This window comes from Xanthocytophaga flava, assembly GCF_030068545.1.
Classification (GTDB): domain Bacteria; phylum Bacteroidota; class Bacteroidia; order Cytophagales; family 172606-1; genus Xanthocytophaga; species Xanthocytophaga flava.
On the sequence record NZ_JASJOR010000002.1, the window covers coordinates 577,478 to 596,163 of the forward strand.

Annotated in this window: 16 protein-coding genes; 5 read left to right on the plus strand and 11 right to left on the minus strand. The window is 39.7% G+C overall.

The window, feature by feature from the left end; all coding sequences use genetic code 11:
- Positions 1-43 precede the first annotated feature (43 nt).
- The 7 genes from QNI15_RS05070 to QNI15_RS05100 form a co-directional block, all read right to left on the minus strand.
- The gene (locus tag QNI15_RS05070) at positions 44-589 is read right to left on the minus strand and encodes a hypothetical protein (protein WP_313989487.1); all 546 of its coding nucleotides are present in this window, start codon (positions 587-589) and stop codon (positions 44-46) included.
- Positions 590-614: 25 nt separating this feature from the next.
- Complete coding sequence (locus QNI15_RS05075) at positions 615-2,444, minus strand: type VI secretion system Vgr family protein (RefSeq protein WP_314030850.1); 1,830 nt, start codon at positions 2,442-2,444, stop codon at positions 615-617.
- A gap of 14 nt (positions 2,445-2,458) precedes the next feature.
- Positions 2,459-2,965 (minus strand): type VI secretion system tube protein TssD, encoded by a 507-nt coding sequence (gene tssD / locus QNI15_RS05080; protein WP_314030852.1) that lies wholly within the window; start codon positions 2,963-2,965, stop codon positions 2,459-2,461.
- 33 nt (positions 2,966-2,998) lie between these two features.
- Positions 2,999-3,370 carry a type VI secretion system tube protein TssD gene (gene tssD, locus QNI15_RS05085; RefSeq protein WP_313999152.1) on the minus strand — a complete coding sequence of 124 codons (372 nt, stop codon included), beginning with the start codon at positions 3,368-3,370 and terminating at the stop codon, positions 2,999-3,001.
- Positions 3,371-3,483: 113 nt separating this feature from the next.
- Positions 3,484-4,854, minus strand: a complete 1,371-nt coding sequence (locus QNI15_RS05090) for a DUF5458 family protein (RefSeq protein WP_313989482.1) — start codon at positions 4,852-4,854, stop codon at positions 3,484-3,486.
- Positions 4,855-4,922: 68 nt separating this feature from the next.
- A complete protein-coding gene (locus QNI15_RS05095) occupies positions 4,923-5,369 on the minus strand; it encodes a hypothetical protein (RefSeq protein WP_313989480.1) in 447 nt (148 codons plus the stop codon).
- Positions 5,370-5,405: 36 nt separating this feature from the next.
- A complete protein-coding gene (locus tag QNI15_RS05100; protein ID WP_313989479.1) occupies positions 5,406-5,699 on the minus strand; it encodes a PAAR domain-containing protein in 294 nt (97 codons plus the stop codon).
- A 691-nt stretch (positions 5,700-6,390) separates the two neighbouring features.
- Here QNI15_RS05100 and QNI15_RS05105 point away from each other — a divergent pair.
- On the plus strand, positions 6,391-9,423 hold the full coding sequence (locus QNI15_RS05105) for a ligand-binding sensor domain-containing protein (protein ID WP_314030854.1): 3,033 nt from the start codon (positions 6,391-6,393) through the stop codon (positions 9,421-9,423).
- A 181-nt stretch (positions 9,424-9,604) separates the two neighbouring features.
- A complete protein-coding gene (locus tag QNI15_RS05110) occupies positions 9,605-10,246 on the plus strand; it encodes a response regulator transcription factor (RefSeq protein WP_313989476.1) in 642 nt (213 codons plus the stop codon).
- Positions 10,247-10,272: 26 nt separating this feature from the next.
- Here the strand turns inward: QNI15_RS05110 and QNI15_RS05115 are convergent, their stop codons facing one another.
- Positions 10,273-10,929, minus strand: a complete 657-nt coding sequence (locus QNI15_RS05115; RefSeq protein ID WP_313989475.1) for a metal-dependent transcriptional regulator — start codon at positions 10,927-10,929, stop codon at positions 10,273-10,275.
- 312 nt (positions 10,930-11,241) lie between these two features.
- On the opposite strand from QNI15_RS05115, the gene QNI15_RS05120 reads away from it, so the two are divergent.
- From QNI15_RS05120 to QNI15_RS05130, 3 genes are all read left to right on the plus strand, one after another.
- A complete protein-coding gene (locus tag QNI15_RS05120) occupies positions 11,242-12,519 on the plus strand; it encodes an Nramp family divalent metal transporter (protein WP_390902160.1) in 1,278 nt (425 codons plus the stop codon).
- Between the two features lie 378 nt (positions 12,520-12,897).
- Complete coding sequence (locus tag QNI15_RS05125) at positions 12,898-13,683, plus strand: hypothetical protein (RefSeq protein ID WP_313999160.1); 786 nt, start codon at positions 12,898-12,900, stop codon at positions 13,681-13,683.
- Between the two features lie 444 nt (positions 13,684-14,127).
- On the plus strand, positions 14,128-14,916 hold the full coding sequence (locus QNI15_RS05130) for a hypothetical protein (protein ID WP_313999162.1): 789 nt from the start codon (positions 14,128-14,130) through the stop codon (positions 14,914-14,916).
- A gap of 144 nt (positions 14,917-15,060) precedes the next feature.
- On the opposite strand, the gene QNI15_RS05135 is transcribed toward QNI15_RS05130, so the two are convergent.
- The 3 genes from QNI15_RS05135 to QNI15_RS05145 are packed head-to-tail and all read right to left on the minus strand — an operon-like array spanning position 15,061 to position 18,668.
- Positions 15,061-16,203: an FAD-dependent oxidoreductase gene (locus tag QNI15_RS05135; protein ID WP_313999164.1), complete on the minus strand. Its 1,143-nt coding sequence runs from the start codon at positions 16,201-16,203 to the stop codon at positions 15,061-15,063.
- A 36-nt stretch (positions 16,204-16,239) separates the two neighbouring features.
- On the minus strand, positions 16,240-16,992 hold the full coding sequence (locus QNI15_RS05140) for a helix-turn-helix domain-containing protein (RefSeq protein WP_314030858.1): 753 nt from the start codon (positions 16,990-16,992) through the stop codon (positions 16,240-16,242).
- Positions 16,993-17,024: 32 nt separating this feature from the next.
- Positions 17,025-18,668: a GAF domain-containing protein gene (locus tag QNI15_RS05145; RefSeq protein WP_314030859.1), complete on the minus strand. Its 1,644-nt coding sequence runs from the start codon at positions 18,666-18,668 to the stop codon at positions 17,025-17,027.
- Positions 18,669-18,686: the final 18 nt, after the last annotated feature.

An 18,686-nucleotide genomic window follows, 5' to 3' on the forward strand; every position in this document is an offset into this window, starting at 1 on the left:
TTAGTAAGTGGAACTGAATAATAAATAAGTCTGATTCTTTTAGTTATTGAGTCAATGCTTTTAACTGAAGTCTATACTCGAGGGTATATACCGCTGATAATTCCAAACCTGTCCCAGCTCCTGGCACATCAAACATAAAAGCCAATGGACCAGAGCCTGAGTAGTTAAGTCCATTAATTACAGCATTGGCAACATTGGTGACGCCATTGTACTGATTCATATTCATTGCCCCTTTCGCCATAGCCTCAAATGCCTTGTATTCATTTTCAGATAAAGGAATTTTTCCGAATCTGTCTTCAAAAGCTATATTAAGTCCGGGACCACCGATATCAAGCCCATGCAGATCCACATAAAACTGAGTGTTCAGAACAAGGATAATGGATACGCCTACAGATGCTCCCAATCCAAGGCCTAACCGTACGCCAGGTGTAGCATAACAATACCATGGAGAACCTGAATTACCGGACTTGAGATCATCTAGTCGAATAATAGACCCATCCAGCGATTCAAGGCCTACTACAGCCAGCATACCGCCATATTTTAGGACGGAGCCTACCCAGATTTTATAATCAGGAATACTTAAAGCCATTGTCAGAGCTGTTTTGTGTTACGATTTAATTTAGTTTGATAAGTGCGGCTTCTACCTTTACCAAGGCTCCGCCTGATATATCTGTTGTAGCGGAAGAAGATAATTTTAGTTGTGCATTGGCACTAACCTCTGCTGTGGTATCTGCCTGTGCTTTTATCTCCATTCCTTTCAACTTTAAAGCTGCTGTTGCTTCCTGCTCTATATTTTGTTTGGCACTGAGTTTGAAATTCATAGCCTCCAGATTGATTTTCTCCTCTGCCTGCATGCTTATATTCTTTGCTTTCAGAGAGATATCTTTCGTTGCTTCCAATACAATATCTCCCTGTGTTTGCAACTGAATTTTCCCATCATTTTCAAAGGAGATAATCAGTGCTGCTTTATCCTGTTTATCTATATTTGAGATGGTGATTCGTTGTGTATTGGCATTGGGATCATCTTCGAAATTCAGCATGTTCCCTCCTCTGAATAGAATCTGCTTAATCGTATTATCCTTAGTAGTATATTTTTCTCCACTCTTTTGAGGATACAAACTGGTAATCACATATGGCATATTTGGGCTATTACCCTGATACCCAATTACCACCTGTGCATCTATCTCTGGAATAAAAAGCATCCCTTTTCCTTCTCCTGTATAGGGATGTCCTACACGTACCCAGGCAGTTTCCTGTTCGGAAGACGCCCATAGGAATTGTACTTTTATGCGTCCCATTTCTTCCGGATCATCATTATCAATCACTCTTGCCAGATCTGAATGAGCTACAGGGTGTACAATAGTATGATTGGACGGAGGATATTCAGCCGATTCCGGGATAGCTTTAAACTGGTTGACATAGTTTCCATTTCCATCCACTTCATGGATAATTTCTGTTACCCTGTATTTACCAAAACTCTCTGTAGCCTGTCCATCTTTTTGTGGACGCACACTACTCACATCCAGTACAGCTCCTACAGAAAAGTCTGGATATTCACCAGAACCACGAAAATCAACCAAGTAATTTGCCTCTACGGCCTTACGTATTTTTACAGTCTGGTCAACAGCCTGCTGATTATCAAAAGGATGGTACAAAGTCTGCTCACTGCCCTGCTCAAATAATCGTGTAGATTCATCCAGCGCAAAGCTGCTGAACTTGCCCAAACCATCTACCGACTGATCTGCTGACTTACTCAGATATTGCTCATCTTGCATATAGTCATAGACAGCCATGCTAAACTTGGATGGGCGCAGCGAAATCGACATGTGACAAGTCTGTACCCCATTCACTTCAAATGCAATGGTCTCTGAAGATGAATGGTCTCCTATCAGCAGCTCCTTTCCATTGTAATACATCCACTCACCCTGCTCGGCTGCCAGACGACTCAGAAAAGCATAATTGGTTTCTTTGTATTGGACCGCATATGACAGCTTTTCATTATGCTGGGTAGCAATCCGGCGTTTGATCAGGTTCCGGGGATATTTACCCAGGATAGACTCTGCAATCTGTCCAAAGGTCTGATCATGAAAGGTTCGTTGCGTTTGGCAATCTTCCAGCAGAATTGTTGGACTATAGCCTTTCAGCAAAAACACATTGACCAGATCACTTGTATTTTTCAAAGCAATCTCTGTGACGATACCTTTGAACGCAAAAGAGAACGATCCCTTTTCCAGTACGGGTTCAAAAGAAAAGGCAATTGCCTTACCACACACATCCTGATGCGCCTGATGAAAGAACATCTCCTTAGGATCTTCTAATTCTTCAAAAGGCACTTCCAATTCAAATGAATGATGGGTAAACAAACTCTGTTCAATGCGCAACCGGGTATAGTGCGTTATCTTTTTGCCAGTCTCCAGTTCGATAGTTGCTTTTACCTGTTGCATTGTTTGTTTAAAGATTAGTTTGTGTGCTCCACACCATCTATTTTTATCTTCTCAGCAGAAATACGTAACAGCATACAGTAACTTCTGCCGGTTCTTTGCTGACAGCCTAGTAAGTCCCGAAATGAATTTTTCAGACTCTCTCCATCTTTTGTGTCATCAGGCCCAATGTCTGTGTTGATTAATTCTGTCTCAAGCAGTAATGAAGAGGAACTCTGATTATCCAGAGTAAAACTTTCAATTAATGTCATCAGATATGCTCCTTCAAAAGCCACTTCCTTAAAAACTGTATCTACCTGATCTGTTCGGTAAAATAGTATTTGTCCGTCCTGTTTTTTGGTTGGATCAGCCATCCATGATCCCAAAGCTCCATCAGCCGTTCCATCTAACATAATTCGTATCCGACCAGAATGTACTCCCGATGAAGGCCGTCCCCGCTGATCAAATTTCTGACTAAGTGGCACATGACATTGAATCACCTCATAAGTATTGCCAGCTACTTTAAATTCACCTTTAAAAGACATAAAAACAGGAAATAGAATGTTGTCAATACCTACTCAGACTATCAGAGTCGCTTCACCTATAGAGATCTGTTCTCCAACAATCTGAAGAGAGCACTTCATAAAGGAGACGTCTGTATAGAAGTTGTCAATCATGTTTACACAGTATGCTTTCTGAAAAGAAATCACCTTGAGTTTGGCATCTTCATCCGTTTTGTATATTTCAATTTCTCCATCTTTCTGCAAATGAGGATTTACCATCCACTCGGTTATTTTGGTATCATCCATTGAGTCCATCACAACCAATATGATCCAGAGTGGTTTGGATGCAGGCTGCCCCTTGACATTGGCTTTACGATGGACGGTCACATGGCATGCTGTGAGCTCATACTGTTCTCCATCGAAAAGAAGATAGGCTTTGAATGACATAAAGATTGAAATCTGATTTATGAAAACTACCGGCAATATGTTTTCAGATGGGAACCACAAGGCCGTTTGGATCTGGCATTCCCATTTTACTATCTGTCTATAAAATATCCTGATTATTGTTGCTGATAGTCAGCCTTCCAGTCAGCAGAATCCGGATCATCTCCTTTTTGACCATCCAGTTTGATTACAAACGTCTTGGCAGGAAAATAAGGAACCATATGAATGTCCAGATAGATACGGTCTTTCTTCTGAGGGTCCTGTTCAAACCGAAGCACCTTAAATTTTTCGATCAGTTTACCAGGCCCTGTTACACTATCCAAGAAGCGGGTAATCTGCTTCTGAATATCCATCCGGGTATTGACATTGAAGTTTTCAAAAGCTCTGCGATTCAGAAAATCAATCAGTACTTTGGTGATGTAATCAAATACTCGCACTACCGAGTAAGTCTGCAAACCAATATTATCCCCACTGAAAAGAGTCTTGGCAGCAAATGGCATTACCTTTCCGTATTCCGCCACCATGGGAATTAGTCCTAACTTTTCAATTTCACTGATTTCACTTTTCTTCAATTGGAATCGTACTCCATCTACTTCAAACAATGACCCATGCTTGCGTCCTGCTGTCACTTGAGACATCAGTGTACTGTATATCCGACCTGCCAGTGCTGTTGATGGAGGCACATATAAGTCCTCTTCTTCTTGCACTTCCTGGTATCTTCCTCTTCCCACCAACCAGTTACAGGTCATAACCACATTCGACAGATACGCATCTCCTCCTGTAAGCTGAGCTGAGTCAAACAGATCTATCACATCTTCCGGAGCATCGAGGTGCTCAAAGTCTGTCACCAGCATAACTTTATTCTTATTGGCAATACGAGCCCATTTATCTACTACTTTTTTAGATCCCAGATATCCTGGCAATACCAGCAGTGAATAGTTATCCCGCAAGTCCAGCCGATCATAGTTTTTTTCAATCTCCTCTGTAATCGCATCAATGAAGGTAGTGTTTTCCAGATTGGTGACTTGCTCCATGTCAGCATTCATGATCGATACATTCTTTAACTTGTCCTGATCCGCATTCTTAAAGAAATTAGCCACCGAACGATAAGACCGTTCCAAGTCTCGAACGGATGCAAACGCATTACTTAGATTTTGGGTGAGTAGCTGAGTAGCGGTTTCAGATTTTTCGGTTGCTTTTTCGATAAGTTCAGGCACAGTCTCTGCACTGCTAATCAGATCAGAAAGCAGTCTCAGTCTTTTCTTTAATGCTTCCCTTTCTGCTTTTTTAGACTCATCCGTTAAAAAGATGCGTTTACGGGCTTTCTTCTCAGGATTCAGGTTTTGTAATCCATCAATAGTAGTTTCCAGAATACCAAAGCCACCGTATTTAGCTAATTTCTGTCCTGCCTGTTCCAGTGAAATAGCAGGCAACTGTTCCTTTACAGCCAATTGTCCTGCCTGAAGATTTTCTTTTGCCTCAGCCATAGTGATTTGTAGTTAATGAGAGTTAGATTGTCTGACTGGTAAATCATTTTAAGTTAGAAAGTAAGGGGCTATTCTCCTTCTTCCAGCTCTTTGATGGCTTGCTGAAGAGCAGCAAGGTAAGCTGCCTTTGCTTCTGGATTTTCCAGCAAAGTCTTCAGAATTTTATTGGATTTGAGCTGTCGAACATATTTCTGAAAATCTTCAAACTGTAGATTCAGATTTTGCAGAAATTCACTCTGACTAAGTAGACCTTGTTTGCCAAAGTCAGCTACACTTCGGAATCGGAGTGTCTCAGTAAATGTACTTCCTTGTTCATCTGTAAATTCAACTTCTTTCTCAGGCTGAAAATGCTCAAATACATCTGTAACATTTTTCAGATCATATACAATCTCCGGTTGGATCGGAGGCTCATCGGTAAGTTTCTCAACAAGCAGTGTCCGGTTTTGCGGAATATCGGTAATACCTTCACTTACATTAATTTTGCGTTCCTGTCCGCCAATGCCATAGTCAAACATGATTGTAAGGGTTAGAGAGTGAGAGAATATATTGTTTTATCCACCTATCAGAACTGTAGGGCAGCCCAGCACAATCAGGCCACCATGTGCGGTCATGTCACCCATCCTGGCGGCGGGCTTTCCACCTATCAAAACTGTAGCAGATCCAAGTATGATACTATCGGGAGGGCCCACACAGGTACACATATCTCCCATTACAGCAGCGGGCATACTACCAATTAATACAGTAGGCATTCCCGGACCCATTACAGGTCCTCCTACATGTGGCACCAGCACCGTTATCATCGGGCAGGTATGCATATCACCAATGCGAGCGGCAGGCTTTGACATAATTAGCTGGTTATAAACAATTTCTGGTTTATATACTTTAGTAAGTGTGTATTTTTGATATGTAACTAACCCTTTATACACATTTTGTTTTCAGGATTCTTTTTTCTTTTTCTTGTGACATATCCTGAAAAAATATATCCTCATCCTATCATTCTGGAAGTATCATTTTCTATTCCTGTCCTGTAAGGCCCTTCTCCCTTCGATGTCCTTCAGAAAGGATTCTCTCCCTCCCGATCCTCCTGAAAGGATCTCGTGACAAAACCGGCGGCCTTTACTTTTGGAATTATTTTCTCTCAGAAAGTAAACACAACTCTATTTGTCACAGGATTCTTTCAGAAGGACAACGAAGGAATGAACTTTCTAAGAAGATAGAGAGTGAGTGATCCTTTCAGGGGACAGGAAGATATTTTTCTTTATTTCCGGATCTCTAGAAAACTCCTCTAATCTGATCGCTGATTTTTCATCCTTTTTTGTATGTACTAAGTACGGGATTGCAGAGAAGGTCTTCAATAACCCTTTATACACATAATTTGACCTGCTTAATGGGGAAAAGAGGAATTATAGGAGGATAAGTAAACATATATACCCTTTTATACACAAGTCAGATAGGCGGAACATATAAAATCAGGCATTTATTTACTATTTTCGTATAAGCAGTTGTACCACTCAGATACAACTTACAAACTCCTTAATGACAAATACATTTTATTATAAAGGCTGGCTATTATTTGTATTCCTCAGTTCGTTGGTTCATGCGCAGCTACCATCTGTCTCATTTGAAACTATTACTATTCAGGACGGACTGCCCAGTAATACAACCTATTTTGCCACCCAAGACAAACAGGGATTTATGTGGTTTGGTACCCGCACATGCCCTACCCGATACGATGGATCTACTTTCCGGTCTTTTCTAACACCGGAAACCAATCTTGTCACAGGCATAGCAGCTGACTCTCAGAATACGATCTGGATTTCCAGTGACCGAAATGGAATCTGCCAGATCAAATCCAACTCTATGAACATGCAGTCCTTGTATAAGCCAGGTCATACACCTTCAGGGCCACAATCAGGATCTTTCTTTATTGATTCATATGATAAAGGATGGTATAGTGATATGCAAGGGATAAATCAGATGGATTTGACTACTCATAAAACCAAGTATTATCCTTTGCGCCAGACAAATTATGTATGGATAAAAGCATCGTTTCTTGAAGACAGCCAGCATACACTATGGGCAATCTGTACAGATAACGGTTTATTCAGATATGATCGTAATAAAGATACTTTTGTCTGCGTCCTGGGTGCGGATAGCAAGATACCCGGAAGAAATGATCCGATTGTTTTTAGCAAAGGATGTGTGGATTCCAATGGTATGCTGTGGTTAGGGTCAGAGAATCGCGGTCTCATTCAGTATAATCCTCACACAAATACCTATCAGACATTTCAGGATATGAACAGACCTTTGGCGATTACCTGTGTCAGAGAAGGGTTTGATGAGAATAATCAAAGAATTTTGTGGGTTGGGACCCATGAAAGACTATGGGTGTATCGCCCTGAACAACAAAAATTCTATGACTTTACTAATCTGTTTCCAGATGCCTATAATGTCTATTATATTTTTCGGGAAAAAACCAATGGCATTGTATGGGTCTGCACATCAGAAGGCATTTTGAAATACCATCCACAAAGTAACCTTATTCATAAAGTTCAGCTACCTGTCAATCTCCTTCAATTTTCAGTAACAGTAAATGTCATTACACCAGACCAGCGTGATTCTACTGGTCAAAGCTTCTGGTTAGGGTTATCTCGTCAGGGCTTACTGCATTGGAACCGCAAAAATGGACAGTTTAAGCACATACACTTCCCACAGAATCTGCATCAGGCGGAGATTAACTGGATTGACCAGCGACCAGATGGTATACTTTGGATTGGAGTGAACCGATGGGATTATAAACGGGGAGGACTATTTGTATATGATCCTGGCTCAGATAGATTTCTGGATACACCGCTGGCACGTTCAACCATTCCGTTTTATTCTGTGTCCTTCTTTATGTATGGATTCTTTGACAAATCGCAACGTCTCTGGATCGGCAACTCAGATGAAGGTATTCATGTATTAGATACAAAGACTACCAGGGATGTAACTCCCTGGAGCAAAGTAGCCCAGCAACAGTTTCAACACAATAGTAATCTGATTAATGATCTATATCAGGATAGGCAAGGACGTGTGTGGCTTGCAACCTATCAGGGACTATACCTTGCAGATGAAAAACAAAAACGATTTGTAAGTTTGGATTCTATCGCGATCAAAAATAATCCCGGTTTTGATCAGACTGTTAATTCCATCTATGAGGATCATCAGGGACATATATGGGCTGCTCGCTGGGGGAGTATTACAGAAACTGATTCCAAAGGCAACCTACTTACCCTACTTACCAGCAAAGATGGACTATATGACAGAGAGAACAACGGAATTGCAGAAGACACTTTAGGCAATATCTGGATTGGTAACTTTGAAGGATTACATTGTTATAATCCTTTCACTAAACGTATTATCCGCTTCACTATCAATGACGGGCTCTCACAAAACAATACACTGCGACGTGTCTTTACCACACCCAATAAAACCGAACTCTTGATTGGACAAAAAAATGGATTTGACATTGTAAATGTCTCCAATCTGATGCAAAAGCCCGTATTACCTACATTGGCAATCAGTAGTTTTCAGGTACATGATAAGGTTTTACAGACAGATTTCACTCAGCCTATAAAACTCGAAAGACATGACAATGCCTTTACTGTCAACTTTGTTGCCTTAAATTACACCAAGCTACAAAACAACCAGTATGCTTATTTACTGGAAGGCTTTGAAGAAAAATGGCATCAAAGTGGTTCGGCACATGTGGCTTATTATACGAATCTAGATCCTGGTTCCTATACTTTGCGCCTGAAAGCAGGTGATGCCTTTGGGAACTGGAACCCTCATATTACCAGCATACATATCATGATCTTACCCGCTTTTTATGAAACCTGGTGGTTCCGTATTATGATGGCAGTAGCTGTCCTCACACTTCTATATGCACTTTATCATTACAGGGTACAACAGATTTTGCAATTGCAACATGTCAGAAACAGGATCTCTGCCGATCTGCATGATGAAATTGGCTCGTCATTAAGTGGTATTAGCATTATGGGAATGATGGTAAAACAGAACCTTCAAAACCCTGCTGTGTCTTCTCCGTTTCTGGACAAAATGATGGAAGAGGTACATCGTATCAGCAGTTCCATGGATGATATTGTCTGGAGCATAAATCCTCACAATGATGAATTATCCATACTCGTATCACGGATGGTAAGGTATGCCTCAGAACTACTGGAAGCCCGAAACATAAGCTATCATATTCAGGTTCCTGATTCAATCGAAAACCTGAAACTTGAAATGGAAAAACGACGGGATTTTTATCTCATATTCAAAGAAGCGATAAATAACCTGGTTAAGTATGCCCATTGCAGTCATGCCCGAATAACCATTACAGTCAACCATCATCAACTACAAATGCTTATAGAAGATAATGGAATAGGATTTGACCCTGCTAGCCATCAGGACCGAAATGGTTTACGAAATCTGCAAAAACGGGCTGAGAATCTAAAAGGAGCTCTATCTATCCGTTCAGCCTTAGGCCAGGGTACAACTATTCGACTACAGTTCCCTGTTATACATTGACCAAAAAGGGTTATTGACATCCTGCACATACTCTGCTTTCTTTGTTAAGAGTTCATTTGTATCTGTGTAGTATTTTACAAATACACGTTCACTTATTGTATCCTTCAAAGACAGACATATAGTCACAGTTGTCTTTCATACATATTGGTTAACTAGTTATATCATTATTCTTATTCTTCTTATGTATCCGATTCATGTAGCCATTTATGAAGATAACGACAAGTTAAGGTCTTTGCTGGAAATGCTGATAGGCAATACAGAGGGGCTGATACTCAAAGGATCTTATGCCAATTGCAGCAATATTTACTGGGATATACGCCACTACAAACCACATGTAATTGTCATGGATATAGACATGCCGGAAGTAAATGGCATAGAAGGAATCCGGATAGTGAAGGAGTATGATGTAAGCATTCGGGTATTGATGCATACAGTATTTGATGATGATGAAAAACTCTTTACCTGTCTGAGTAACGGAGCGGATGGCTACTTACTCAAAAAAGATACATCCATGCACCTGATTCAATCTATTATGGATGTATATGAAGGAGGAGGACCTATGTCGCCTGGTGTTGCGAGAAAGGTATTGCAAACCTTTCATCAGCCTCTACGCACGTCTAGTGAATACAATGTTACACCTCGTGAACGTCAGGTGCTGGAATTACTGGCAAAAGGTTATACTTATCGCATGATTGGGATTGAGTTTTCAATCTCTATTGAAACCGTTCGCCGCCATTTGAAGAACATCTATCAAAAACTGCATGTTCAGTGCGGTCCGGAGGCTGTTGCCAAAGCGATTCGGGAAAAGATTATTCAGGCTTAACCCGATCGCTCTGTGTAAAATCTTGGTTACAACTCACTCACCCATACATTCTCTGTAAACTTATGAGATACTGTAGTGGATTTTCCGTTGATGTTCAGTACCATTGATTGATCGAATTCAATCTTTTCCACTAACGTAACTTTACTCGACAAATCCATTCCTATTTTGGTCAGGTATTGCAGAAAAGCATCTGAGGTATCTTCCATTCCTACAATCTTGTATTGTAAACCTTCCTCAATGTGAGTAAGCTTTATTTTCTTTACCTTGGTAATCTTACCATGTTGGTCTGGAATGGGATCTCCATGCGGATCAAATTGGGGAAAGCCTAAAAACTCATCCAGCCGGATAATCAGTTGCTCAGATTCAATATGCTCCAGTTCTTCTGCCAGTTCATGGACTTCATCCCAGGCAAAACTCAGTTTTTCAACCAAAAACACCTCCCATAAACGATGTCGGCGAATCACCCGTAATGCCAGTCTTTCACCTTCTTCTGTTAAACTAACACCCTGGTATTTTTTATAATCAACTAACTGGCGGTCTGACATTTTTTTGAGCATGTCAGATACCGATGACGGTTTAGTTTGGGTTAATTGAGCAATAGCGTTGGTGGTAGCGCCATTATCACCGGAAGCACAAAGCTTATAGATGATTTTTAGATAGTTTTCTTCTGTAAATGAAACCATTTGCTTCTGTTTTTCTTTGCAGAGCTCTGATTAGTAACGACATATAAGGTTCATCCCGCTTCGTCAGACCTCTAACACAATTCTTGATAGCAAAGGTAGTCGAAATATATTTTATAATTAAAATTTAGACAAACCTAAAAAATTGTTTTGATAAATGCATTTTCTATTATAGATTTACTTAAAATTAGAAGCGCAATAAAACCATACATAAAAGTGAATACAAAAGTAAAAGAATTTCTTACCTCGGTATCTATGCCCCAAACCCTTGCCTCCCAACCTGTTAATACAGTACAGACGTCGCAAGTGGACTCAATGGCATCAGAATGCATCACGATAGACGAAAGTAAAGGGTTCTGGAGTAAGCTAAAAGCTTTTATTGGTCCGGGATTATTGGTTGCAGTAGGCTATATGGACCCGGGCAACTGGGCTACTGATATAGCAGGAGGTTCACAATTTGGCTATTCTCTGCTTTCGGTCATAGGCCTTTCCAGTATTTTTGCTATGATTTTGCAATATCTGGCTCTTAAATTAGGTATTGTAACAGGTCATGACTTAGCTCAGGCCTGTCGGGAATCCTACTCCCAGGGTGTTACGATATTTTTGTGGGTGTTATGTGAGATTGCCATCATTGCGACAGACTTAGCTGAGATTATTGGCGCAGCACTGGCTATCAACCTACTATTTAATATTCCTCTTAGTATTGGAGTACTGATCACGATAGCGGATGTGATGCTTTTGCTATTATTGCAGCACAAAGGTTTTCAGGCATTGGAACGTACAGTAGGTGGGATCATCTTTATTATCATCCTATGCTTTGGTTACGAGATTTTACTTTCACAGCCAGATATTGCTCAATTAAGTAAAGGATTTATACCAAGTGCACAGATTGTAACAAATCCTAGTATGCTGTATATCGCAATAGGTATTCTGGGAGCTACAGTAATGCCACACAATTTGTATCTACACTCCAGTGTAGCCAAAATGCGTAAGTTTTCAGATACAGAAAAAGGAAAAAAGGAAGCCATTCGTTTCGCGAGTATTGACTCAACAGGATCCCTTTTTATTGCCTTTCTGATCAATGCATCTATTCTGATTGTAGCGGCAGCAGCATTTCATTTTTCCGGTAATCACACTGTAGCAGATATTGGAGATGCCTATCATTTGCTTGATCCGTTATTAGGAGCCAAATGGGCAGCTATTGTATTTGGTATTGCGTTGCTGGCAAGTGGATTAAATGCGACACTTACAGGAACATTGGCTGGACAGATTGTAATGGAAGGTTTTCTGAATCTGCGTCTGAAGCCATGGCTACGTCGCTTAGTAACCAGAGGGATTGCGATTATTCCTGCCTTGTGGGTAGCATTCCTTTACGGAGAAAGAGGCACTGCACAACTATTGGTTTTCAGTCAGGTAGTATTGTCACTTCAGTTGAGCTTTGCAGTGGTTCCGTTGGTTATATTTACCAGTAGCAAAGCAAAGATGGGAAAATTTGTTAATAGCCCACTATTAACCACTATCACATGGATTGTAGCCTCTATCATTATCGTATTAAACCTATACCTGTTGTTTCAGGTATTGTTTGAAATATAACTATGCCGCGTAGCTTACTACAGCTTTTTTGAATCTATGCGTTTCTTGATGCCTGAGCAGTTGCACATACGTGCAACTGCTTTTTTATTTAGGTGTGCCTATTTTGCAAAGGCTATCTGAATAGCAGCGAGTTCCCGTACCCAACGAGCATGTTTCTTCTCTGCTGGCACTACCAACCGATAAAGACACACACAAACTTTTAGGATTGTCTCTTCAGATTCACACTGAAGGAATAGCAAAAATATTTTTCAAAAAACACTATAACTTCCTGACAATTAACTCTGAGCGTTATTCTGATATTTTTGGATGCTAGGTTGGATTCAGGTATATTTAAGGTAAATAATTCACTCAATAAACGACTAACTATTTACAATCTATATGCCTCGTTATCACACTAATACAACCGCTATTCGCAAATACAAATCCGAATATTATGGACTACTAGTTTATGAAGCCCGCCTGAACTATCAACTGTTCCGAATGGCACAACGTATCAAAGCCATTCAAAAAGATGAGGAACAATCTCTTGCCAACCAAGCACTGCTGACAAGTCTATTGGCTCACACGACCCAGCAAAAAGCAGAACTGGAAGCAAAACCAGCTTCTAAAGAAAGAGACAAGCAACTCAAAAAAGCAGAAAAAGAGTATAAAGAAGCCAATGCCAGTTACAAACGCAATGAATACCATTTGGCTGTGCTGGAAAAGAAAAAAGACAAGGATAACGCAGCTAAGTATGTGTTGAAAGAGATGAAACGCGATCAGGTACGTATTCGCATTAAGGCAGCCTATGATATCTGGAAAAAGCTTGAACAGGCAGAGCAATACGAGTTTATGGACTTTGAACTATTCAAGGCATTACACTTTGTGAAGCAAACACAGAAAGTTTCTACCCAAATTATACCCTCTTTACAAACTGAGCAAATTTCAGAAAAGCCTCTTTCTCTGAATGATACGTCATCTCTTACACTTAAAAATGTATCACGTATTACCTTTCAGATGTACTCCCGTCCGCAAAATACAAATAACCTACTTACTCGATCAGAACAGTCATTTACTGAAACAAGATCTCACTCTTACTGTGAAGCTCAAATGCCTGTTCAGTATCAAAGCAATAAATCTTTGCCTGTAATACTCAGCACAATATCTTTTTCTATTACTGTCTGATATTTGATAAAATCGACACTAATCATAAATTTCCCTGCAGTAGCAACAACTATTTCAAAATCGCCTGTAGTTCCTGTTACAGTGGCATTTACTACCTTGTTGATCAGTAAGCGCAACTGCTGCAAATTCTACAGGAAAATTATTGGAAGCATCAACTATCTTTCCTTTTATCTTCAGATTTGACTTATTCTGACTATATGCGTTTGCATAGATCAAACAAAACAAAAACAAAGTATATAAAAATGATTTCAAATGTATGTTTATTAGTATTAATGCGGCTCTATTTGTGAATAATATCACTTTTCCAGGTACAAAGTAATATACAAAATTAATTTCTTCTCATAATATTACCTTGTTAGATTCTGAAAACAGTCGCACAGCTCCTTTTCATCTTTCATAGTTACTTTGTAACAAATAATTATTTTAATTCCTTATTCAGTACCTATGAAAAAAACAATTAAATCTATCCTTTGCCTTTCTGCGGGAGTGTTACTTTTAATGACTTCATGTAAAGATGATAAAGATCCGTCACCAGAGGCAAAAACTTTAATTAAGTCTATTACTAATATTGGTGAATATTATTCTACCTATGCGAGTTTTGAGTATGATGATAATGGTAAATTACTATCTTTAAAAGACAGCAGTAGTGAAGATGGTGTTAGATTTGTGAAAATGGTATATGATAGTGAAGGCAAAATCACAAGCTTACAGGATAAAAGTGGAAAAGAGATAGCCCTCGTAGAATATTCGAATGGAAAGGTCACTAAAATCACAGAGTTCTTTATTGAAGAAACGTGGGTTACAACTTACGAAACCAATGCGGATGGGTATATTACAAAGAAAACGGATAGCGAAGATTACACCCGGTTTGAAAGAGACAGTAAAAACAATATTACAAAGGCGTACTTTAAACGTAACTCTGATGAAGCAGAAAGGTTAGATAACGAATATACTGGATTTGATGGTAAAAATGGAGCTTTGTCTGGACTTAAGCAAATAGATGAAATAATCTGTCATTACATGTGGGATACTATGATTGCCAGAGCCTTTGTTTCACAAAATGCTACTACAATTAATGACTACTATAGAGATGCTATCTACCAGTTTACCTACAAATACAATGCGGATGGATATCCTACTGAAGCAACATATGTACATACAGAGAATGATCAGGCACTTAAGTCCAATGCTACGGCAAAACCATCCTTGACTTTTGAATATATCAAGAAATAATCCTTCTGTATCTACATTCAATATGTACTAATAACTGGTTGTAACCATATAAAGCACCTATACTCTCTCATTGGAGGTATAGGTGTTTTTAGTTTTTTACCGACCTTCTGCCAGTTATCCTAAATGGATTTGTGCTAATTAGATCTATTCCCCAGAGATAATGCCGGACATAAACGAAATAGCTTCCGAAGAATGTAGGATTTCAGTTGAATCCAGCGTCATTTGGGCTGCATCAGAAGCTCTGGCGCACATGTTTTTTTCGTAATGTTCTATGGCAGTCTGAAGGTCAGTAAAGCCATCACTGGTAAGGCACTCACTTAACTCCAACGCATCCAGCATGGCCATGTTTACTCCTTCTCCGGCATAAGGAGGCATTAGATGGGCTGCATCTCCCAGCATAGTCAGATTAGCTAGAGCTTCCCAGCTTTGGTCTAGTGGCATACAATATTGAGGACGGGGAATAAACGCTGAAGCATTGAGAAATAACTCTTCCCATACACTATCCCAACCAGCAAACTCCTGTTTAAACCAGGCAAACACTTGTGCCTTATCTTTAAAATCAATGCCACTGTCACGTACCCAAAACTCATCTGTCTTGCAGCCTGTATAAAATGCCAGACTCCCATCCCCTTTTGAACTTACGATTAGCGTTTTATCATCTCCAAATGCAAATATCTTTCCACCTTTTAGTAATCCATGAACGCCTGGTGCAGCAGTTTCTGAGTCATATACAGAGCCTTCTACAATAGTGATACCTGAGTAAAAAGGTCTGATAGAGGTGATTACCGGACGAATCTTGGAATTGGCTCCGTCTGCGGCGATCACAATGTCAGCATAGGCAGATACACCATTATGAAACTCTAGCTTCCAGCCACTATCTTCAGGTGTCATAGAAGCAAAATGGCTATCCCATACCACTGTATCCGGCTGTAAGGATTCAAGCAGAATTTTTCTCAAAGGACCGCGGTCTATTTCAGGGCGGGACTCGCTATGGTCAGTCTGAATATGTTGATCAGCCAGAATAACAGCATGTTTATCCAAAATACGTACCTTATCTGCTCCCGGACGATAGTTTGCCTGAAACGCATCCATTAACCCAGCTGTTGCCAGCGCTTTCAATCCGGACTCTTCGTGCAGATCCAGTGTAGCACCTTGTACACGGGCATCTTTGTTTACATCCCGTTCGTATACTTTTACATCAGCTCCTTTTTGTTGTAACAGTCTGGCTAAGGTTAATCCTCCGGGACCTCCGCCAACAATAGCAATTTTTTTGTTTTGTATCAGCATGATTGAAAATCGTTTAATCATTTAACTGATACAAAACTACTTCTGCTTCAAAACAGAGAATTGAATAAATCGGTCGTTTTTGTTTTGTTTCAACTCTTTTGGGGTAGCACCTGCATATTTTTTTACTTCCCGGATAAAATGAGCTTGATCTGCAAAGTTTTGTTCCGGAAATAACTTGCCATGTGTAATTTGTGGAAACGAGGCTCTGAACCGGAGAATGGTGCAATATGTTTTTAATGGAAGTCCAAACTGTTGAGAGAAATAGCGATTGATTTGTCGGCTACTCCAGTGTACAGTATCGGAAATCTCCTGAATAGTTACGGCTCCCATTGTAGAATATACCATCTCAAACAACTTGCGTTTACGGCTATCTAAATCGGGCTTGAGTGCTTTTAGCATTGTATGGGTTGCTTTTGTACAAAATGCATCAAAATCGGTAAGATCATTGGCAGCCATTCCCCAAAAATCATCTGGTAATACAAGCCTTTCATTCAACAATGAGGATACCTGATTATCAAGCAGATACTCCACAGCAAGTAAATTAAAGCTAACCGCAAACATAACCGAATGGGGTGCAATGCTACTACAGGCAGGTTCGCTATCCAGTCCTGCCAGCATCACATGATAAGGTTCCGTAGCCGAAATTGAAAAGCACAAATCAATTCGTCCATCTGGTACTACAACCACTTCCTTTTCTTCATCAAAAGGATTAGCCAGCATCCAGAAACTTTCCACAAAATCGGCAAGTTCCGGAATGGGTTTACGTACTTTGTAATTAACTACATTCATGGATGAAAAATACATATTTTCATCCATACCATCTACAATACCTCTTTGAAAGCACCTTGCACCTGCCTTACCTGAACCTGATAATGGTTTGTACGTTCTTGTTCCAGTTCCTCTATTCGTTGTAGATATTCGCTTTCCCGACGACGTACATCCTCCTGAATCGCATATAACTCTTCCATATTCTGACGAACCTCTTCCTCCTGTGATTGCAACGCTTCTTTTTGCTGCAAGGTCATCTCTAACAGATTCCGTGTTTGTATATTTTTGTTTTCATTCGAAACATGTAAGCCCAGATTTGTACAAACACGTTCCAGAAACTGAATATGATGCGCAGGAATAATCTGCAAAGAAGCAACCTCCAGAACGCCTACTACCTCTTCGTCTACTTTCATGGGTACAATCAGGATATTTTTCGGAGTAGCCTCTCCTAAACCTGAAGTAATGGCTATATAATCATGCGGAATCTCCTGCAGATAGATAGTCTCTTTTTCAAGCACAACCTGCCCAGCCAGACCTTCCCCTATCTCTATTCGTTTGTTAATATATTTCTTGCGATTATAGGCATAACACGCCTGTATACTTAAATGTAGATCCTGTGGATTGGTAGAATCAACCAAAGAAATACATCCCTGATTGGTTTGTGTGTATTTAATAATAAAGCTTATTACCTGATCAAGAAGTATTGAAAAATTCTCATTCCTGGATCGTAATATCTCATTAACCTGTGTAATACCTGTGTTACCCCAATTCCGTTTATTTTCTTCTTCTGAGATAGTTTTCAGACTTTGTCGCATTGTCGCCAATGCAGTACCTAATTCACCTGAATTATTAAACACACTTACATTGGAATCAAACTTTCCATTGCCCACCTCAGTCGCAAAGCCCTTGATATTAGACAAGTTATCGACTAATGTATGCAAGGCTTGATTCATTTCGCCAATTTCATCTGTGTATTGAGAATCTGTTATCTGCATTAAATTACCAAGAGATAACTCAGATAAGACATCTTTTGCTTTAAGAATGGGTTCAGAAAGAAGTTTGGCAGTTCGGAATCCGATTCCTCCCATCACACATAAACTTGCAATCAATATACCCACAATTAATAGTTTGTTAAAAGAAACAATACCATTGGCACTGGCATTTTGTTTTTCTGAGCTATCAGAGATTAATGCACTTAGGACACTCATTTTTTCAGCCAACAGATCAAAAGAAGCATTAAAAGCTATCAATCCTGCAGCAATTTGAACACTATCCTTCTGAAAAGTAAATGCTATCAATTGTTCGGACTGTACAATATATTTATTCAGTGCAGGCAGGACTTCATGTACAGCAATTTTGACTGAATCATTGATGTCTAGTTCAGATAATACCTCCAAGCTTTTCTGAAAGCTTGCTTTATGCTCATTAAACTCAGTTCTGAACGCCTTTTGTGCGACTTCCCCTTTATCTTCAAGTAACAAGGCTTTGTAGACATCTGCACGTAAAGCATCGTGCATCATATCTGCATTCATCTGATTATAGATAGCACTAGTATTTGTAATAAGCTGCTGCTGAGAATTATCCAATAGTATAAGCGCCCTATAACAGAAAGTACCGGACAACACAAAGAAGAACATATTTAATCCTATAATAAACAGGATCTTATGTTTAATTTTTAAGTTATTAAAAATACTCATATACCTTTCTCAGAATAA